The following is a 16525-nucleotide window of genomic DNA, read 5'->3' as shown; positions in this document are numbered from 1 at the left end:
AGTGGTAGATCAAAAGGACAAGCCATGAACAAAGTCCGCTGGGGCGTGCTCAGCACTGCCAAGATCGGCATGGAAAAAGTCACCCCTGCGCTGCAACGCAGCCAGTGGTGTGATGTGCAGGCCATTGCCTCGCGTTCCTTCGAGAGCGCGCAGGCGGCGGCGGGCAAGTTGGGTGTTCCCAAGGCCTACGGCTCCTACGAGGAGCTGCTGGCGGACCCGTCGATCGAGGCCATTTACAACCCCTTGCCGAACGACCAACACGTTCCTTTGACGCTGGCGGCAGCCCGCGCGGGCAAGCACGTGTTGTGTGAAAAGCCGATCGCCTTGAACGCCAATGAGGCGGCCCAGCTGCGCGAGGTGGCGGGCAAGGTGCACATCATGGAAGCCTTCATGGTGCGCTTTCACCCCCAGTGGCTGCGCACCCGCGAGCTGGTGCAGAGTGGCGCGCTGGGTGATCTGCGCGCGGTGCAAGTGTGGTTCTCGTATTTCAATCGCAGTGCAAATAACATCCGCAACGATGCCAGCAAGGGCGGCGGCGCGCTCATGGACATCGGTTGCTACCCCATCGTGGCGGGTCGCTTCCTTTTTGGCACAGAGCCGGTGCGCGTGATGGCCTTGGCGGACATGGACCCGGATTTCGGTGTGGACCGCAGCTTCAGCGCTTTGTTGGACTTCGGCAATGGCCGCCGCTTGGATTTCACCGTGTCCATGCAAACCACGCCTTATCAGCGTGTGCATGTGGTGGGTACCGAAAAGCGTGTGGAAATTGAGATCCCGTTCAATGCGCCTCAAGGCCATGAAACCCGCATCTTTGTCGACGATGGCAAGGTGCTCGGCGGCCGCGAAGCGGTGGTGGAAACCTTTGCCGCCTGCGACCAGTACAGCCTAGAGGGCGATGCTTTCTCGCTCGCCATTCGCGGTGAGCAACCTTTGCAATACGGCGTGGAAGACGCCATCCAGAACATGCGCATCATCGATGCCCTGTTTGCCTCCCAGCGCAGTGGTGCCTGGGTTGCGGTGTAAGCCGCTGAATTTTGATTTTTAGGTCTTTTATGCCTCAAGCCCACGCATCCTCTGCGCCAGTAGCTATCAATTCCGTAGCGCCCATGCTGCTCTCGGGTTTGGAGCCCATCTCCATCGACAGCAGCAGCTTGTTTGTGAACGTGGGTGAGCGGACCAACGTGACCGGCTCCAAGGCATTCGCCCGCATGATCTTGAACGGCCAGTTCGAAGAGGCTTTGGCCGTGGCCCGCCAGCAGGTGGAAAACGGCGCGCAGATCATCGACATCAACATGGACGAGGCCATGCTGGACAGCCAGGCCGCCATGGTGCGCTTCCTGAACCTCATTGCGTCCGAGCCCGATATTTCGCGCGTCCCCATCATGATCGACAGCTCCAAGTGGAGCGTCATCGAAGCGGGCCTGCGCTGCGTGCAGGGCAAGGCGGTGGTGAACTCCATCAGCATGAAAGAGGGCTTGGACGAGTTCAAGCGCCAAGCCAAGCTGTTGCGCCGCTATGGCGCCGCCGCCGTGGTGATGGCGTTTGATGAAAAAGGCCAGGCCGACACTTATACGCGCAAGATCGAGATCTGCGAGCGCGCCTACCGCGTGCTGGTGGACGAGGTGGACTTTCCGCCCGAAGACATCATCTTCGATCCCAATATCTTTGCCATTGCCACCGGCATTGAAGAGCACAACAACTACGCGGTGGACTTTATCGAGGCCACCCGCTGGATCAAGCAGAACCTGCCCGGCGCCAAGGTGAGTGGTGGCGTGAGCAATGTGTCGTTCAGCTTCCGCGGTAACGACCCGGTGCGCGAGGCCATCCACACCGTGTTCCTGTACCACGCGATCAAAGCCGGTATGGACATGGGCATCGTCAACGCCGGCATGGTCGGCGTGTACGACGACCTGGAACCCGCGCTGCGCGAGCGGGTGGAAGACGTGGTGCTGAACCGCCGCGAAGACGCCGGCGAGCGCTTGGTGGAGATTGCTGAAACCGCCAAGAGCGGCGCCAAAGACGAGAGCAAAAAACTCGAATGGCGCGGCACCCCCGAGGCGCCTGTGGCGGTGGCCCAGCGCCTGAGCCATGCTTTGGTGCATGGCATTACCGACTTCATCACGGTCGATACCGAAGAGGCCTACCGCGAAATTCTGGCCAAGGGCGGCCGCCCGCTGCATGTGATCGAAGGCCCGCTCATGGACGGCATGAACGTGGTGGGCGATTTGTTCGGCCAAGGCAAGATGTTCCTGCCGCAGGTGGTGAAGAGTGCCCGCGTCATGAAGAGCGCGGTGGCGCACCTGCTGCCCTACATCGAGGCCGAAAAGCTCGCCATGGTGGAGGCCGGTGGCGAAGCCAAAGCCAAGGGCAAGATCGTGATTGCCACAGTCAAGGGCGACGTGCACGACATCGGTAAAAACATCGTCACCGTGGTGCTCCAGTGCAATAACTTTGACGTGGTGAACATGGGCGTAATGGTGCCTTGCCACGAAATTTTGGCCAAGGCCAAGGAAGAGGGCGCGGACATCATCGGCCTCTCCGGCCTGATCACCCCCAGCCTGGAAGAAATGCAATACGTAGCGGGTGAAATGCAGAAGGACGAGTACTTCCGCAGCCGCAACATTCCGCTGCTGATCGGTGGCGCCACCTGCAGCCGGGTGCACACCGCGGTGAAGATTGCGCCCAACTACGAAGGCCCGGTGGTCTATGTGCCCGATGCCTCGCGCAGCGTGAGCGTGGCCCAAAGCCTGCTGGGCGAAGGGGCGCCCAGCTACCTTGCGGAATTGAATGCTGACTACGACCGGGTGCGCCAGCAGCACGCCAACAAAAAGCAGACGCCGCTGTGGAGCCTGGCCCGCGCGCGCGCCAACAAGACCCCCATCGACTGGGCTGCCCACCAACCTGCGGTGCCCAAGTTCATCGGCCGGCGCGTGTTCAAGAACTTCGACCTGAGCGAGCTGGCCCAGTACATCGACTGGGGCCCCTTCTTCCAAACCTGGGATCTGGCCGGCCCCTACCCGGCGATTCTGCAAGACGAGGTGGTGGGCGAGCAGGCCCAGCGCGTGCTAGCCGACGGCCAGGCCTTGCTGAAAAAAATCATCGATGGCCGCTGGTTAACCGCCAACGCGGTTGTGGCGCTGTACCCGGCCAACACCGTGAACGACGACGACATCGCCTTTTACACCGACGAGTCCCGCACGGATGTCGCCATGACCTGGTACGGCCTGCGCCAGCAAACCGAGAAGCAGGAGATTGACGGCGTCATGCGCCCGAGCCGTTGCTTGGCGGACTTTGTAGCCCCCAAGGGCGTCAAGGCAGACTACGCCGGCATGTTCGCCGTCACCGCTGGTATCGGTGCGGACAAGCGGGCCGAGGCCTTTGAAGCCGCGCACGACGACTACAGCGCCATCATGCTCAAGTCGATCGCCGATCGCCTGGCTGAAGCCTTCGCCGAATGCCTGCACAAAAAAGTGCGCACCGACCTCTGGGGCTACGCCGCTGGCGAAACCCTGAGCAACGAAGACCTGATCGGCGAAAAGTACCAAGGCATCCGCCCCGCACCCGGCTACCCCGCCTGCCCGGACCACAGCGCCAAGAAAGACATGTTTGCGCTGCTGCAGTGCGATGAGGTGGGCATGACGGTGACTGAGAGCCTGGCCATGACCCCGGCAGCCAGCGTGAGTGGCTTCTATATTGGCCACCCCGATGCCACTTACTTCAACGTCGGCAAGATCGGCGACGACCAGGTGCACGACCTGGCCGAACGCCGCCAATTGGACCGCGCCGCGCTGGAGCGCTTGTTGGCGCCTAACCTGTAAATCCGCACGGCTGCCCGCTGCCGCAGTCTTCGCGGCTGTGGCGGCGCAGCTTTACCCAGCGTTACAAATCAGATACCTCCCCGTCGTGCAGGCTGTGTACCTTCAGGGCCTGTCAAGCGTTAGCTGAAGAGCAGGCGCCGCAAAGTGCAGCCTGTTTGTCTGAACGAAGGAGATGTATGTCGACTGTTGTGTCCCACCCCGCGGTTGTTGCGACGGGTAATAAATTTCTATGGGGTGCCATCGGCGCTCTGAGCGTCAGCACCTTGGCGTTGGGTGCGGTTGTGCTGCATCAGCAAACCAAGACCGCTGCACCGGAGGCCCCCATCGAAGTGCTGGCCATCAGCACCCCTGCTGCTGCTACGCCTGTAGTAACGGCTCCGCCTTCTGTTGTGGCGCCGGATACCGCATCCAACTCGGTACATGCAGAGAAAAAGCAGTCAAAACCGACCTCCGCCCAAGAAAATCAAGCACCTCGCGCTACTAAAGTCATAGCGCAGCAGCCTGCGGCAAAAGCGCCGGCCACACCGGTCGTTGCACCGGCGCCAGCTGAGCCCCCGGTTGCTATCGCTCAAGCGCCGGCACAAGCACCCGCGAAAGTGCCCGCCAAGGTGGCCTGCACCCAGTGCGGCGTTATCGAGGGCGTCACGCCCATCCAGCGTGAAAGCGCCAACCCCAGTGGGGCAGGTGCGGTAGCAGGAGCGGTGCTGGGTGGTTTGGTGGGTAACCAGTTCGGTGGCGGCGACGGCAAGGCCCTGGCCACCATCGCCGGCGTGTTGGGTGGCGGCTGGGCGGGCAACACCGTGGAAAAGCGCTTGAAGAAAGACACCATCTACCAAGTGGATGTCCGCATGGAAGATGGCAGCCTGCGCACCGTGGAGCAGTCCACCGCCCCGACCATCGGCCAGGCGGTGACGCTGGACGGCAACCGGATCAGCCCGGCGGTCGCCGCTTCTGACCGGAATTCGGGGGCTTTTCCCGGCAACACCTAAGGGGGCCCCATGCTATTATTTTTGCAAACCGCAAAAGGAATAGCGCATGAATATGGCAACGGCCTCCCCCGGTGCGACGGACGCTCCGCGGCCGCCCTCGGGCCGCCCGGAGAAGCTGCGTTTGGGCGATGTGCTGGTGCAGCAAAAGCTCATTTCCCAAGAGCAGTTGCAGCAAACCCTTGACCTGCAGCGCACGACCGGCAAAAAGGTCGGGCGCTTGTTGATCGAGACGGGCGTGATCACCGAAGAGCTACTCGCCAACGGCTTGGCCCGGCAGCTGCGTGTTCCCTTCGTCAACCTCAAAACCTTTCCGTTCCGTGCTGATGTGGTGAAGCTGCTGCCCGAAGCGGCTGCGCGCCGCTTCAAGGCACTGGTGCTCGAGGACAAGGGCGATGTCTTGCTCGTCGCCTTGGCCGACCCGCTGGACCTGTTTGCTTACGACGAGCTCACTCGCCTTCTCAAGCGCAACATCGGCATCGCGGCGGTGCCCGAGAGCCATTTGGCTTTGGCCTTCGACCGTCTGTACCGACGCACCGAAGAGATCAGTGGTCTGGCCCGCGCACTGGAAAAAGACCTCGGCGATGCGGTGGACTTCGGCGAACTCACCGCCAGCGTGGGCCAAGAAGGCGCGCCGGTGGTGCGCTTGCTCCAATCGCTGTTTGAGGACGCGACCCAAGTGGGCGCGTCCGATGTGCACATCGAACCGCAAGAAGGCTTTTTGCAAATCCGCGTGCGGGTCGATGGCGTGCTGCAAACCCAAACGCAAGCCGACAAGCGCATTGGTGGCGCACTGGCCCAACGTTTGAAGCTGATGGCGGGGCTGGACATCTCTGAAAAGCGCTTGCCCCAAGACGGCCGCTTCTCGGTCCGGCTGAAGGACAACACCATCGATGTGCGCCTGTCCACGCTGCCCACCACCTACGGCGAGTCGGCCGTGATGCGCTTGTTGAACCAGGGTGCCGGTATGCGCCGCCTGGACACCATTGGTATGCCGGCTGACATGCTCAAGCGTTTTCGCGATGTGCTGTCCCGCTCCTCCGGCATGGTGCTGGTGACCGGACCCACAGGCTCCGGTAAAACCACCACCCTCTATGCCGCCTTGGCCGAGATCAATGCGGCAGAGCTCAAAGTGATCACGGTGGAAGACCCGGTCGAATACCGCTTGCCAGCGATCACCCAGGTGCAGGTCAACGACAAGATTGAATTGACCTTTTCGCGCGTGCTGCGGGCTTGTCTGCGCCAGGATCCGGATGTGATTCTGGTCGGGGAAATGCGCGATGCCGAGACCGCAGAAATTGGTTTGCGCGCCGCCATTACGGGCCACTTGGTGCTCTCCACCTTGCACACCCGGGATGCCATCGGCACCCCATTTCGCTTGATGGATATGGGCGTGCCGGCCTTCATGGTGGCCACGTCGTTGCAAGCGGTCATTGCGCAGCGCTTGCTGCGCCTGAACTGCCAAGAGTGTCTGGCACCGCACACCCCCACGCCGCAAGAGCAGTCGTGGATGGAGGCCATGTTAGAGCCCGGTGAAGTGCTCAAGCCCAAGCGCGGTTTGGGTTGCTCGCAGTGCAATGGCACTGGCTATTCAGGGCGCCAGGGCGTCTACGAACTCTTAGAGATGGATGCCGCCCTGACCCACGCTGCCACGCAGAGCGACCCTGCTACTTTTCTGAAGACGGCGCGCGAGCGCATGAAGGGCCAAACCATGGCGTTCCATGCCCTTGAGCTGGTGCGCAGCGGCAAAACCTCCTTGGCCGAGGCGCTGCGCATCGGGTTCGACTCGGATGGCGATGAGGCCATGTTGGGCTGACCATGGCAATCTACGACTGGCGCGGACGCAATAACCGGGGCGAAGCCGTAAGCGGTCAGTTGGAGGCCATGACCGAAGGCGGTGTGGCGGATCAGCTCATGTCCATCGGCGTCGCGCCGGTGCACATTGCGGTGTCCAAGGCAGTCGATACCAAAGACAAAAAAGACCCTCTGGCTTTTTTGACAGCCCGCCCGGTGGATGTGGATGATGTGCTGATTTTTTCGCGCCAGATGTACACCCTGAACAAGGCGGGCGTGCCGATTCTGCGGGCCTTTGCGGGGCTGGAGGCCTCGGCCTCCAAGCCGGCCATGGTCGACTTGCTCAAGGATGTGCGCGCCAGTCTGGACCAGGGGCGTGAGCTCTCGGTGGCCTTGGGGCGCCATGTCGCGTTGTTTGGAAACTTCTATATCTCCATGATCCGGGTCGGCGAAATGACCGGCCGGCTCACCGAGGTATTCCTCCGGCTCAATGAGCACATGGAGTTCGAGCGCGATGTCCGCGAGCGCATCAAGCAGGCCACCCGCTACCCCACCTTTGTGTTGTTAGCGATGGCCGCGGCCATTGTGATCTTGAATATATTTGTCATCCCGGTCTTTGCCAAGGTGTTTGCCGGCTTTAACACCGAACTTCCGCTGATCACCCGGGGCCTGCTCGGGTTTTCAAACTGGATGCTCAATTGGTGGCCGCTGCTGATCGTGGCCTCGGTGGTGGTCGCGATTGGCGTTCGCGCGTATTTGCGAACGCCAGGCGGGCGTTACAACTGGGATGCGCGCAAGCTCAAGCTCCCCATCATCGGAGAAATCATTCTCAAAGCCACACTGGCCCGTTTCGCCCGGAGCTTCGCCTTAAGCAGCCAAAGTGGCGTTCCCTTGGTGCAAGCGCTCACGGTCGTGGCCCAAACGGTGGATAACGCCTTCATTGGTGCCCGGATTGAGCAGATGCGTGACGGCATTGAGCGGGGTGAAAGCATTTCACGTTGCGCAGCCGCCACAGGAGTCTTCACGCCGGTGGTGCTGCAAATGATCAATGTGGGCGAAGAAACCGGTGAGCTCGATAACCTTTTGTTCGAGATCGCCGGCATGTATGAGCGGGAGACGGACTACAACATCAAGGGCTTGTCCGCCGCCATTGAGCCGGTGCTCTTGGCGGTGATCGGCGCCCTGGTCTTGTTGCTGGCGCTGGGCGTGTTTCTGCCACTGTGGAATATGGGGCAAGCCGCCATGGGTAAGGGCGGAGGCTAGGCCATGGCCACTGCCCGAACTCCGGTAGCCCGCGTGGGTTGGAACAGCCGCTGGGTCGAGTGGGGCGTCTTGACCCTGTGTATTGGCATTGCCACGGCTGTGTTGTGGCGCTACGGCCAGCAGGTTCGCGCGCAAACCGAGCGGGCAGCGGTGCAAAGTACGCTGGGCGCCTTGCGGACTGCGCTGGTGCTCGACTACGTCCAATCCATGCTGCCCCAGCGCAAGCGCACCGGGGACCCGGTGGTAGCCAATAGTGTGGTTCCCAATCCTTTCGGGATGCTCCAGCAGCCTGCCGCCAACTATGCCGGTGAAGTACCGGCCGCGCTGCTGCAGGAGGTCGCGCCGGGACGTTGGGTGTTTGACAAGCGCTGCGGGTGTATTGGCTACAAGCCCTTGGAGCCTGACAGTTTGGACGCCCCCTCAGGCGCGCAAGCCGTGTGGTTTATGGTCGAAAGCACGGCCGCGGCCTACCAATTGCGGCCGATTCAGGCCTATGTGTGGGGCGGCTTGCCCTTGGAATGAGGGCGCTTGGCACCCATTGGGCCTTGTAAACCCTCAGGAATCTTGAGAAAAGTCACGGACTATCGGTCTAATCCTCAGGCACAAGACCGTGCTCCTCCCCTAGAATGGCCTAGCATTGGTATTCACATTTTTCTTTTGAAGGTGGACAACATGAAACAAGTACAGCGCGGCTTCACATTGATCGAGTTGGTCATGGTGATCGTGATCTTGGGAATCTTGGCAGCGGTGGCTATCCCAAAGTTCGTCGATCTGTCTGCGGATGCCCGTAAGGCATCGGTGCAAGGCGTGGCGGGTGCACTCTCTTCCGGCTCCGCCATCAACTACGCAACATTCTCCGCCCGCGGAACTGGAACGGCTGTGAATTCATGCGATGCAGCCAAAGGCACCTTGCAAGGCGGAAGCTTCCCATCGGCGGAGTACACCGCTGACACCACCGCTTTTGGCACTGCGTCTGGAGCCAGTAACAATTGTGTTCTGACATTCACTCCGAGCGGTGGCACTGCAGTAACCGCGTCTTTTATTGCCATTACAACGCCCTGAGGCAACAGCAGCTTATCTGCTCTAGGCCTCGGAAAGCCAGTGTGGTTTGCCACACTGGCTTTTTTCATGGGCGAACCGCTTCGTCGGGTTGGCGCATAGCGTCCCGCCAAGCGGCGGGAGCGGTATCCAGGCTCGCCGCTTGCGCCTGGCGGTCTTGCGGCCAGTGGCGTACCCACAGCCGGTAGGCTTGTGTCGTCAAGGTCGCATCCCCGGTTTCAAGGCCCATCGCGATGGCCATTTGGATCAAATCGTACTGGGGCACCCCTGCTACAAAGTAGGTGCGGAGCTTGTGGGCAGCCTCTGCGGTCTGGCCGGTGCGCCGCATGAGCAGAATGTCCAAAGCCCGCGTACGCGGGGTATCCGGTTGCAAGGCCGCAAGAGCGGCAAGCGCCTCGGCGGCAGGGCCGTTGCGGTCCAGGGCCACATTCAGCAAGACCTGGTTGGCACGGACATCCGGAATGTACGGGCGGGATACCGCGATTGAGTCTTGGGCCCAGAGTGCTGCCTGCAAGTTGCCGGTGGCGGCAAAGCCGTCTGCCGCTTGTGCCGTGAGCTTGCGGTAGTGGGCGTGAATTTCCACCCCTTTTTTGAGCCAGTCCCACGCCTCGGTTTGTAGCCGCTGCCAATCCGCAGGCAGCATGGTGGGGTTCTTCAGGATGAGGTTGAGCGTCTGGATGCTGCGAATAATGCTGAATTCGGCCCGGAACGCCAAGCCGCTCACCACCAGAATCACCAAACCCGCCAAGCCTGTTGCTACCAACCCGGTGCGCAAAGTGCCAGCGCTGGCTAGGTAGGGGCGTGGGTCCGCGTGGGCCAGCACCGCCAGCGCCACCATGAACAGCGCCCCGGTGCTGGCGAGTCGCCACGGGAACCCTGCATTACTCACGAGCAAAAGCCCCAACAGGCTGCACAGGGCTATTGCACACAAGGCTTCCGCTGCCGGAGGCTGAGCGCGGGCCAAGCGCTGCCATCGGGTTTGGGCACTGAAAAGCAGGTACCCGAGCAGGCCTGCCAAAAGGCCACCACCGACCGGCAGGCCGTATTCGGCCAGCAGTTGCAAGGGCTCGTTGTGGGCATAAAAGTCGGTTTCGACGGAGTTTTGGGCACCTTGGTAGCGCGGAATATGCACTTCCCACGCACCCGCACCGACCCCGGTCCACGGCTGATCTATCAGCATGCGGATGCTGGCACGCCACATGAGCAAGCGTGCAGAAAACGAGCCCTCTGTGAACTCCTCGGCCCGTGCCACTGAGCCCGCACGGTACACACTGCGCTCCAAAGGTGTCAACCCATACCCTTGTGCCACGATGGTCGGGCTGTTGCTCGGGATCAGCGCCAAGCTTGCCAGCCCCAGCAGCAAAACCGAGCCGGTGAGCGCCAGGTCGCGCTGAGACCAAGACGGACTATCGGCCGCCCGCCGGTAGCGCCACAGCACGACCAAAGTGACAGGCACCATGATGGCTGCTGCTATCAGTGCCGAGCGGGTGCCAGTCATGAGCAGGGCCGCAAGGTTCCATGCCAGCGACAGTGCCATGAGGCCCCGCCCCTTGGGGGAACGCAGCTGCATCAGGGCATACGCCGAGAACGGCAAGGTGCACACCAGATATTCCGCAAAGAAGTTGCGATTCACAAACACCGAGGCCGGCGCGGCCACTTGTGGGAACCAGGAGAGGTCTCCCCAAAACTGCGCGGCGCCCCACGCCGCTGCACCGACCGCGCCCGCATGGATGCCCCACACCAGCAGCATGGCGTGTCCGCCCCGCAGCACCTGCAGGGTGGCCCATAGCAGCGCGCCAAGCACGCACCAGCGCGCAGCCTCTGCCCCCGCCAGATAGCTGTGCGACCACGCCATGCTGCCCAGCGCATACAGGCACAAGACGGCTGGAAACGCCAACAGGCCATGAAGAAACCAGGGGATGCTTTCCCCGCGAGGAGCCTGGAGCGCTCGAATGAGCAGCAGTGCCAAGGCGCACACCACGCCTCTAGCCAGCAGCGCGGACTTCAGCGTGTCCTGCAACACCCATTCCCCGGGAACACCCAGCGCCGGCATGAGCGCAAGGGTGAGCGCGAGTGCCCAAGCGGCGCCCCGGGTCTTCCGGTGAGCGGACGCAGTGGCCGCAGAAATGGCGGTACTTTCGGGTGCATTGGAGGCTGGTGCAGCAGGCATGTTGGAGGTAAGCTTTGCGGGTCCACCGCGACCCCGCTATGGGGTCAACGATTGATGATTAAATAAGGCTGTAGCGTTTGATTTTCCTGCGCGAATAGCTCCTAAAAGCATAGCAAATGTAAACGATACATGTCACCGCCCGCTTCCTTGGATTTTGCGTTGGAATCGATGCCCGCGTCTCGGGGCAGGCGCATGCGCGGTTTCACGCTGGTGGAGTTGGTCATGGTGATTGTGTTGCTCGGGGTGCTGTCGGTGTACGCGGTGCCGCGCATGATCAACACGGGTGATTTCTATGCCCGCGGGTTCAATGACCAATCGCTCGCCTATTTGCGCTATGCCCAGAAAACCGCCATCGCCCAGCGCCGCACCGTCTGTGTGGAATTGTCCGCCAGTGAAATTCGTTTGCGCTTGGCTGACGTGGCGGGCAGCAACACCTGCGCCATCGACCTGCCCGGGCCGGGCGGTGAAGCCAGGCTTATAGCCCGCAGCGGGGTGGCGTTCAGCAGCACCTTGACCTCTTTCAACTTTGATGGGCTGGGGCAACCTGTCAACGCCAGCACCGGCGCGGCCGCCCCGACGCAAGTCCTGCAGGTGGCCAATGTGACACCGTCGATCACCATTGAAGCAGGCACCGGGTATGTGCATGATTAAGGAGGAGTCTGCTCACCGTCAAAGCGGCTTCACTCTGGTGGAGCTGCTCATTTTTATCGTGGTGGTGGGTGCGGGCTTGGCGGGCATTTTGTCGGTGATGGACAACTCGGTGAAATCCAGCGCGGACCCCATGATCCGCAAACAGGCTATCGCCATCGCGGAGTCGGTGCTCGAAGAGGTGCTGCAAAAAGCCTATACCGATCCGGACAACTCGCCTGCCGTCGTCGAGGCAAGCCGGGACCTGTGGGACGATGTGGACGATTACAACGGTCAAACACAAGCGGCATTTGCGTTCCCCGCCAGTTTGTCCGGTTACGCACTGACGATTGCCGTCACGGCCGACAACACGACACTGGGTATCGAGGCCAAAAGGGTGCGCGTCACGGTGACGCGTGGCACCGAGTCGATGGTATTGACCGGTTACCGGACCAATTATTGAGCGGTCACCAACGATGAAAACTCCGGTTCAAGCTTTGCGGCAACAAACGGGCTTCACCCTGGTGGAGCTGGTGATCGTGATTGTGATCATGGGGGTGATCGGTGGGGTGGTGGCGGTGTTCATGCGGGCACCCATCCAAGCGTATGTCGACAGCGGACGTCGGGCCGCCCTGACCGACGTGGCAGACACCGTAGTCCGGCGCATCTCGCGGGATATCCGCAAGGCCTTGCCCAACAGTGTGCGGGTGAGTACCAGCGGGGCAGACACTTGCCTGGAATTCATTCCCACCCGCAACGGCGCCCGCTACCGGGAGAACAATCGTCCGACCGACGGTACGGTGGGCAAGGGGCTCGATTTCACAACGGCAGATACGGACTTCAACATGCTGGGCCGTAATGCAGATTGGCCGGCGGATCAGCGGATCGGTATCAACGACTTGGTGGTGGTTTACAACCTCGGCATCACCAATGTGACTGCCTATAACGGCGACAACGTGGCGCGGGTTGCCAGCCTCAGTTCCGATGCCACCAGCGGTGCCGAGGAGACCACGATCACCCTGGCAGCACCCAAGCTGTTTCCGTTGGAGTCCGGAACCAAGCGTTTCCATGTGGTGCCGGTCGAGGAAAACGTGGTGGCCTATGTTTGTAACGGCAGTACCCTGCGCCGCTTGGTAACGCCCGGGGTGACCACCGGCACCGGGGTGTTGTTCACCAATAGCGCCACCCGGTATTGCGGCAGTGCAGGCAACCCGGTGAGCGCAGCGCCGGTGTTGATTTCGGATGTGTCCTCCTGCAGTTTCACCTACAACGACACGGATTCGCAGCGCAACGGGCTGGTGCAAATGTCGCTCTCCATCACCCGGAATGCGGAAACGGTGAACCTTTATCACCAGATCCAGGTCAACAACACGCCATGACACGAATACTCCCCCAGCAACACGGCTTTGCCGCCATCGCCGCCATCTTTTTGGTGGTGGTGCTGGCTGCCTTGGGCGGCTTTATGGTGTCGTTTTCGAACACCCAGCAGCTGACCTCCGCCCGCGACCTGCAAGGCAGCCGCGCCTACTGGGCGGCCCGCGGCGGCCTCGCGTGGGGGGTGGCAAGCCTGGTTGCGAGCAACGCCGCCTGCCCCTCGGGCGACTTCACCAGTGCGGCTGGCCGCAATGTGGATGGCTACACCGTCCTGGTGACGTGTAGCCGCACCGTCTATGCCGATAGCGGTGGCAATGTGGTCATTTACCGGCTGGACGCCCGGGCCAGCTTGGGTGTTGCCGGTGGAAGCAACTACGTAGAGCGCAGTGTCAGCGCCAGCATGGAGATGTGATGACGACCCGAATCAAAGTGTTTTTCCGGTTCCTCCGGTCGATGGTGTGGCGATGGGTGGCCTGTGTGGCCCTGGGGCTGCTACCTGTGGCCGCACTGGCGATCGAGTTCAATAACACTGGGGGCAACACGGCGACTAATGGCTTACGAGTGTTCATTGATGCGAATACCCAAATCCAAGTCGCGCGTCTCAATGGCACCGGGCAAGTCTTTCAACCTAACACGGCTCCGCCCAGCAATGACCTTGATAACGGAGTGTTTTTGCGAGCGAACGGCCGGCTCTACGGACCCTCTAATTTCCGGTTGGGTACTACGACGAGACAAAGTTACGACACGCAGACCATCAGCGCCACCACACCTGCCAACCCTGCGGTCGCCGGTGTGCAGCAAGCGGCAACTTCTACACTCGCGGTGACCAATGGACCTCAAGTCTCTATCGTCTGGAAATACACCACCCCGCTCGATTTTTTGATTGCCGAGGTGACAGTCGTCATTCCCTCGGGCTTTGCGGTGAGTGCGACCAATCCCGTACGGTACAGCCATGCTTTTGACACCTTTTTGGGGGGCAGTGACCTTGGGTGCGGCGTGACATTTGTGGACTCTAACGGGAAGCGAGTGATTGGTACTTATCCCCCACCCTTTGGCGCGTGCACGTCGACCACCGCTATTCCCGCAGGGGTCACGATCGTAGAGTCATTCCGTGAGCGCTCGGGTTTGCCCTTCTCCCAATACTGTGCCAACACATGGGACACGTTCTGGGATGCCGGTGACACTTGTTCTGTCAACAAAGCTACACCGATGATCAATACAGTGAGCGGCACCCTCCGCGACACCGGGATCGGTATCCAGTATCAGTTCATAGCGCCCGGAACTTACACCTTCAGCTATGACTTTGTGGTCGGTTCGCCCACGGTGCCACCCTACGACCACCTCGAAATTCGGCACGATGGCATGGGCACCTTGTGCCCGGAGCCGGTCCAGGTGTTGGCTTGTCTGGTATCCACCGTGCCTTGCCCTGCTGCCAGCATTGTGAGCACCGGGACATTGACCGGGCAGGTCACCACCACCCCCGGGGTGCCTGCCGTGTCCAAAACTCCCAGCACGTTTACGGTTGGGTCCGGTAATAGCATTCAGACAGTGACGCTACAGGCCTCTGCTAGCGGCGCTGTGGTGCTGGGCTCCACGGGATTGAGCACGATTCCTTTGAACGGAACGCGCTGCTTCAACACGATGACGGGTACCCAAAGCTGTGCCATGACTTTTGTAGGCACACCTTGTGTCGGTGGTTACGACTGTCTCGAAACCGGTGCTGTGTATAACAATGTGATCGCCACGAGCACGGGGCGTAACCCACTCAATACCAAGCTCAGCGGGACTCCGTTCAACTTCGATGTCATGGCGGTCCTGGCCGACGGTACGCCTGCGTTGACCTATACCGCCACCAGCGGCGTGACGGTGGAGTTGTTCGATCAGCCGGCCACCGCGCCGGCGAGTTGCTCGGCCTATACCGGCCCGATTGCCAGCCGCAACATCACCTTTGCGACCACGGATCTGGGGCGCAAGGCCATGCCCACCCCGATCACCATGCCCACCGCCCATCGCAACGTGATTTGCAGGGTGACGGACACCAATGTGTCGCCCACGCTCTATGCGTGTTCCTCGGACCGGTTCGCCATCCGTCCGCAAAGCTTGGCGGTCACCACCGCTTCGCAAACCAACACGGGTTTGACGGGCACTCCTCGGGCGGTGGCTGGCAGTAATTTCGACCTGTCGGCGTCTTCTGGTGTGACCGGCGGGTACACCGGTACGCCAGCCATTGACGAGACCAAAGTGGTCGACCACAACAACGCCACCATTCAAGCCAGCACCTTGACCGGTGCATTTGGCGCCGCCACGGGCGTTACAGCCACAGGCAACAGTTTCCGCTACACCGATGTCGGCAACATCCAGTTTCAGGCAGATGCGGTGGTCGATACGGCTTTCGCTGCAATCGATGCCGCGGCCGGAGACTGTGTGGCGAACAGCAGCTCCAACACGCTGACGGGCGGCAGGTACGGCTGCAACATCGGCAGTAATGCCTCCGCCCGAATGGGCCGGTGGTACCCGAGCCACTACTCCTTCAGCGGCAGCCTGACACCCGCTTGCACCGCGGGGGGCTTTACGTATATGGGCCAAGATGCGCTGGCCGTGAATCTGGTGGTTAAGGCCCATGCAACCACGGGCGGCCCGGCGTCGGCGACAGATCCGGTGGTGAGTCGCCTGGTGTCTGGTTTCACGGGAGCGGCCTCTGTGACGTTCAGTGGAGACAACGCCTCGAGCCCAGTGGCTATCACCCGCTTGGTCAACATCCCGGCATTCCCCGTGATGCCCAGCAATTCGCTGTGGAACCTGGGGCAGGTCAGCATCACTGACACTTTTGCGTTCAGCAAATTGACCACCCCCGACGGACCTTTTGACAGCTTCCGTATTCAAGCGGCGGTCGCCGATGCAGATGGCAGCACCCTGATCGGCCCGACCACCGCCACGGGCACGACCCGCATTCGCTATGGGCAACTGCGTTTGGGGAATGCCTATGGTTCCGAGCTGCTGCCCTTGCCCATACCGGTGGAGGCCCGTTACTGGAACGGAAGCGCGTATGTGCTCAACACCCTGGATAGCTGCACCGCGTTTGCGGCCTCTGCCATCCAAATGGGCAGCTACACCGAGAACCTGAATAACTGTGAAACCCAGCTCAGCCCCACCAGCTCGCAGACTCTGGCGGCCGGCAGGCTGTCCAGCCTGCAATTGTCCAAGCCGGGCAAGGGGAACAGCGGTAGTGTGCTTTTGACCTTGAATGTTGCCGCGACTCCGGTGGCGTCGGCCACCACATGCGTATCGGCAACGGCGACACCGGCCACGGCCGCCAACATGCCGTGGTTTGGCACCAACCCGGCGGCCCGGGCGACCTTCGGCAAATACCGCAGCCCCTTGATTTACTTGCGGGAGAACTACTGAGGGTGTCGGGTTGCCAATCTGCTGGAAAA

At 61.3% G+C, this 16525-nt stretch carries 13 protein-coding genes; 12 read left to right on the top strand and 1 reads right to left on the bottom strand.

From position 1 onward, the window contains the following. Nucleotides 1–24 precede the first annotated feature (24 nt). The 7 genes from RAE19_RS08620 to RAE19_RS08590 all read left to right on the top strand — a co-directional run bounded on the left by RAE19_RS08620 (nucleotide 25) and on the right by RAE19_RS08590 (nucleotide 8923). Complete coding sequence (locus tag RAE19_RS08620) at nucleotides 25–1023, top strand: Gfo/Idh/MocA family protein (protein WP_313874485.1); 999 nt, start codon at nucleotides 25–27, stop codon at nucleotides 1021–1023. Nucleotides 1024–1052: 29 nt separating this feature from the next. Next, on the top strand, nucleotides 1053–3818 hold the full coding sequence (gene metH / locus RAE19_RS08615; RefSeq protein WP_313874484.1) for a methionine synthase: 2766 nt from the start codon (nucleotides 1053–1055) through the stop codon (nucleotides 3816–3818). A gap of 176 nt (nucleotides 3819–3994) precedes the next feature. Then, nucleotides 3995–4807: a glycine zipper 2TM domain-containing protein gene (locus RAE19_RS08610; RefSeq protein WP_313874483.1), complete on the top strand. Its 813-nt coding sequence runs from the start codon at nucleotides 3995–3997 to the stop codon at nucleotides 4805–4807. Between the two features lie 46 nt (nucleotides 4808–4853). Then, on the top strand, nucleotides 4854–6620 hold the full coding sequence (locus tag RAE19_RS08605; RefSeq protein ID WP_313874482.1) for a GspE/PulE family protein: 1767 nt from the start codon (nucleotides 4854–4856) through the stop codon (nucleotides 6618–6620). Between the two features lie 2 nt (nucleotides 6621–6622). Beyond that, nucleotides 6623–7861 carry a type II secretion system F family protein gene (locus RAE19_RS08600; protein WP_313874481.1) on the top strand — a complete coding sequence of 413 codons (1239 nt, stop codon included), beginning with the start codon at nucleotides 6623–6625 and terminating at the stop codon, nucleotides 7859–7861. Between the two features lie 3 nt (nucleotides 7862–7864). Continuing rightward, nucleotides 7865–8383, top strand: a complete 519-nt coding sequence (locus tag RAE19_RS08595; protein ID WP_313874480.1) for a hypothetical protein — start codon at nucleotides 7865–7867, stop codon at nucleotides 8381–8383. A gap of 150 nt (nucleotides 8384–8533) precedes the next feature. Beyond that, on the top strand, nucleotides 8534–8923 hold the full coding sequence (locus tag RAE19_RS08590) for a pilin (RefSeq protein ID WP_313874479.1): 390 nt from the start codon (nucleotides 8534–8536) through the stop codon (nucleotides 8921–8923). Between the two features lie 64 nt (nucleotides 8924–8987). Here the strand turns inward: RAE19_RS08590 and RAE19_RS08585 are convergent, their stop codons facing one another. Further along, on the bottom strand, nucleotides 8988–11090 hold the full coding sequence (locus RAE19_RS08585) for an O-antigen ligase family protein (protein ID WP_313874478.1): 2103 nt from the start codon (nucleotides 11088–11090) through the stop codon (nucleotides 8988–8990). Nucleotides 11091–11282: 192 nt separating this feature from the next. On the opposite strand from RAE19_RS08585, the gene RAE19_RS08580 reads away from it, so the two are divergent. Genes RAE19_RS08580 through RAE19_RS08560 form a run of 5 tightly spaced genes read left to right on the top strand, consistent with a single transcriptional unit; the run spans nucleotide 11283 to nucleotide 16496 of the window. Further along, nucleotides 11283–11741, top strand: a complete 459-nt coding sequence (locus RAE19_RS08580; protein ID WP_313874477.1) for a pilus assembly FimT family protein — start codon at nucleotides 11283–11285, stop codon at nucleotides 11739–11741. Continuing rightward, nucleotides 11728–12180, top strand: coding sequence for a type IV pilus modification PilV family protein (locus RAE19_RS08575; RefSeq protein WP_313874476.1), 453 nt, complete (start codon nucleotides 11728–11730; stop codon nucleotides 12178–12180). The genes RAE19_RS08580 and RAE19_RS08575 overlap by 14 nt, the downstream gene beginning before the upstream one ends. 13 nt (nucleotides 12181–12193) lie before the next feature. Then, nucleotides 12194–13096, top strand: a complete 903-nt coding sequence (locus tag RAE19_RS08570) for a prepilin-type N-terminal cleavage/methylation domain-containing protein (RefSeq protein WP_313874475.1) — start codon at nucleotides 12194–12196, stop codon at nucleotides 13094–13096. After that, the gene (locus RAE19_RS08565) at nucleotides 13093–13503 is read left to right on the top strand and encodes a hypothetical protein (RefSeq protein ID WP_313874474.1); all 411 of its coding nucleotides are present in this window, start codon (nucleotides 13093–13095) and stop codon (nucleotides 13501–13503) included. The genes RAE19_RS08570 and RAE19_RS08565 overlap by 4 nt, the downstream gene beginning before the upstream one ends. Next, nucleotides 13503–16496 (top strand): DUF6701 domain-containing protein, encoded by a 2994-nt coding sequence (locus tag RAE19_RS08560; RefSeq protein WP_313874473.1) that lies wholly within the window; start codon nucleotides 13503–13505, stop codon nucleotides 16494–16496. The genes RAE19_RS08565 and RAE19_RS08560 overlap by 1 nt, the downstream gene beginning before the upstream one ends. Nucleotides 16497–16525: the final 29 nt, after the last annotated feature.

The organism is Rhodoferax potami (assembly GCF_032193805.1).
In the GTDB taxonomy this organism is placed as follows: domain Bacteria; phylum Pseudomonadota; class Gammaproteobacteria; order Burkholderiales; family Burkholderiaceae_C; genus Allorhodoferax; species Allorhodoferax potami_A.
The sequence above is the reverse complement of the archived record's forward strand: the minus strand, read 5'-3'. Positions and strand labels throughout refer to the sequence as shown.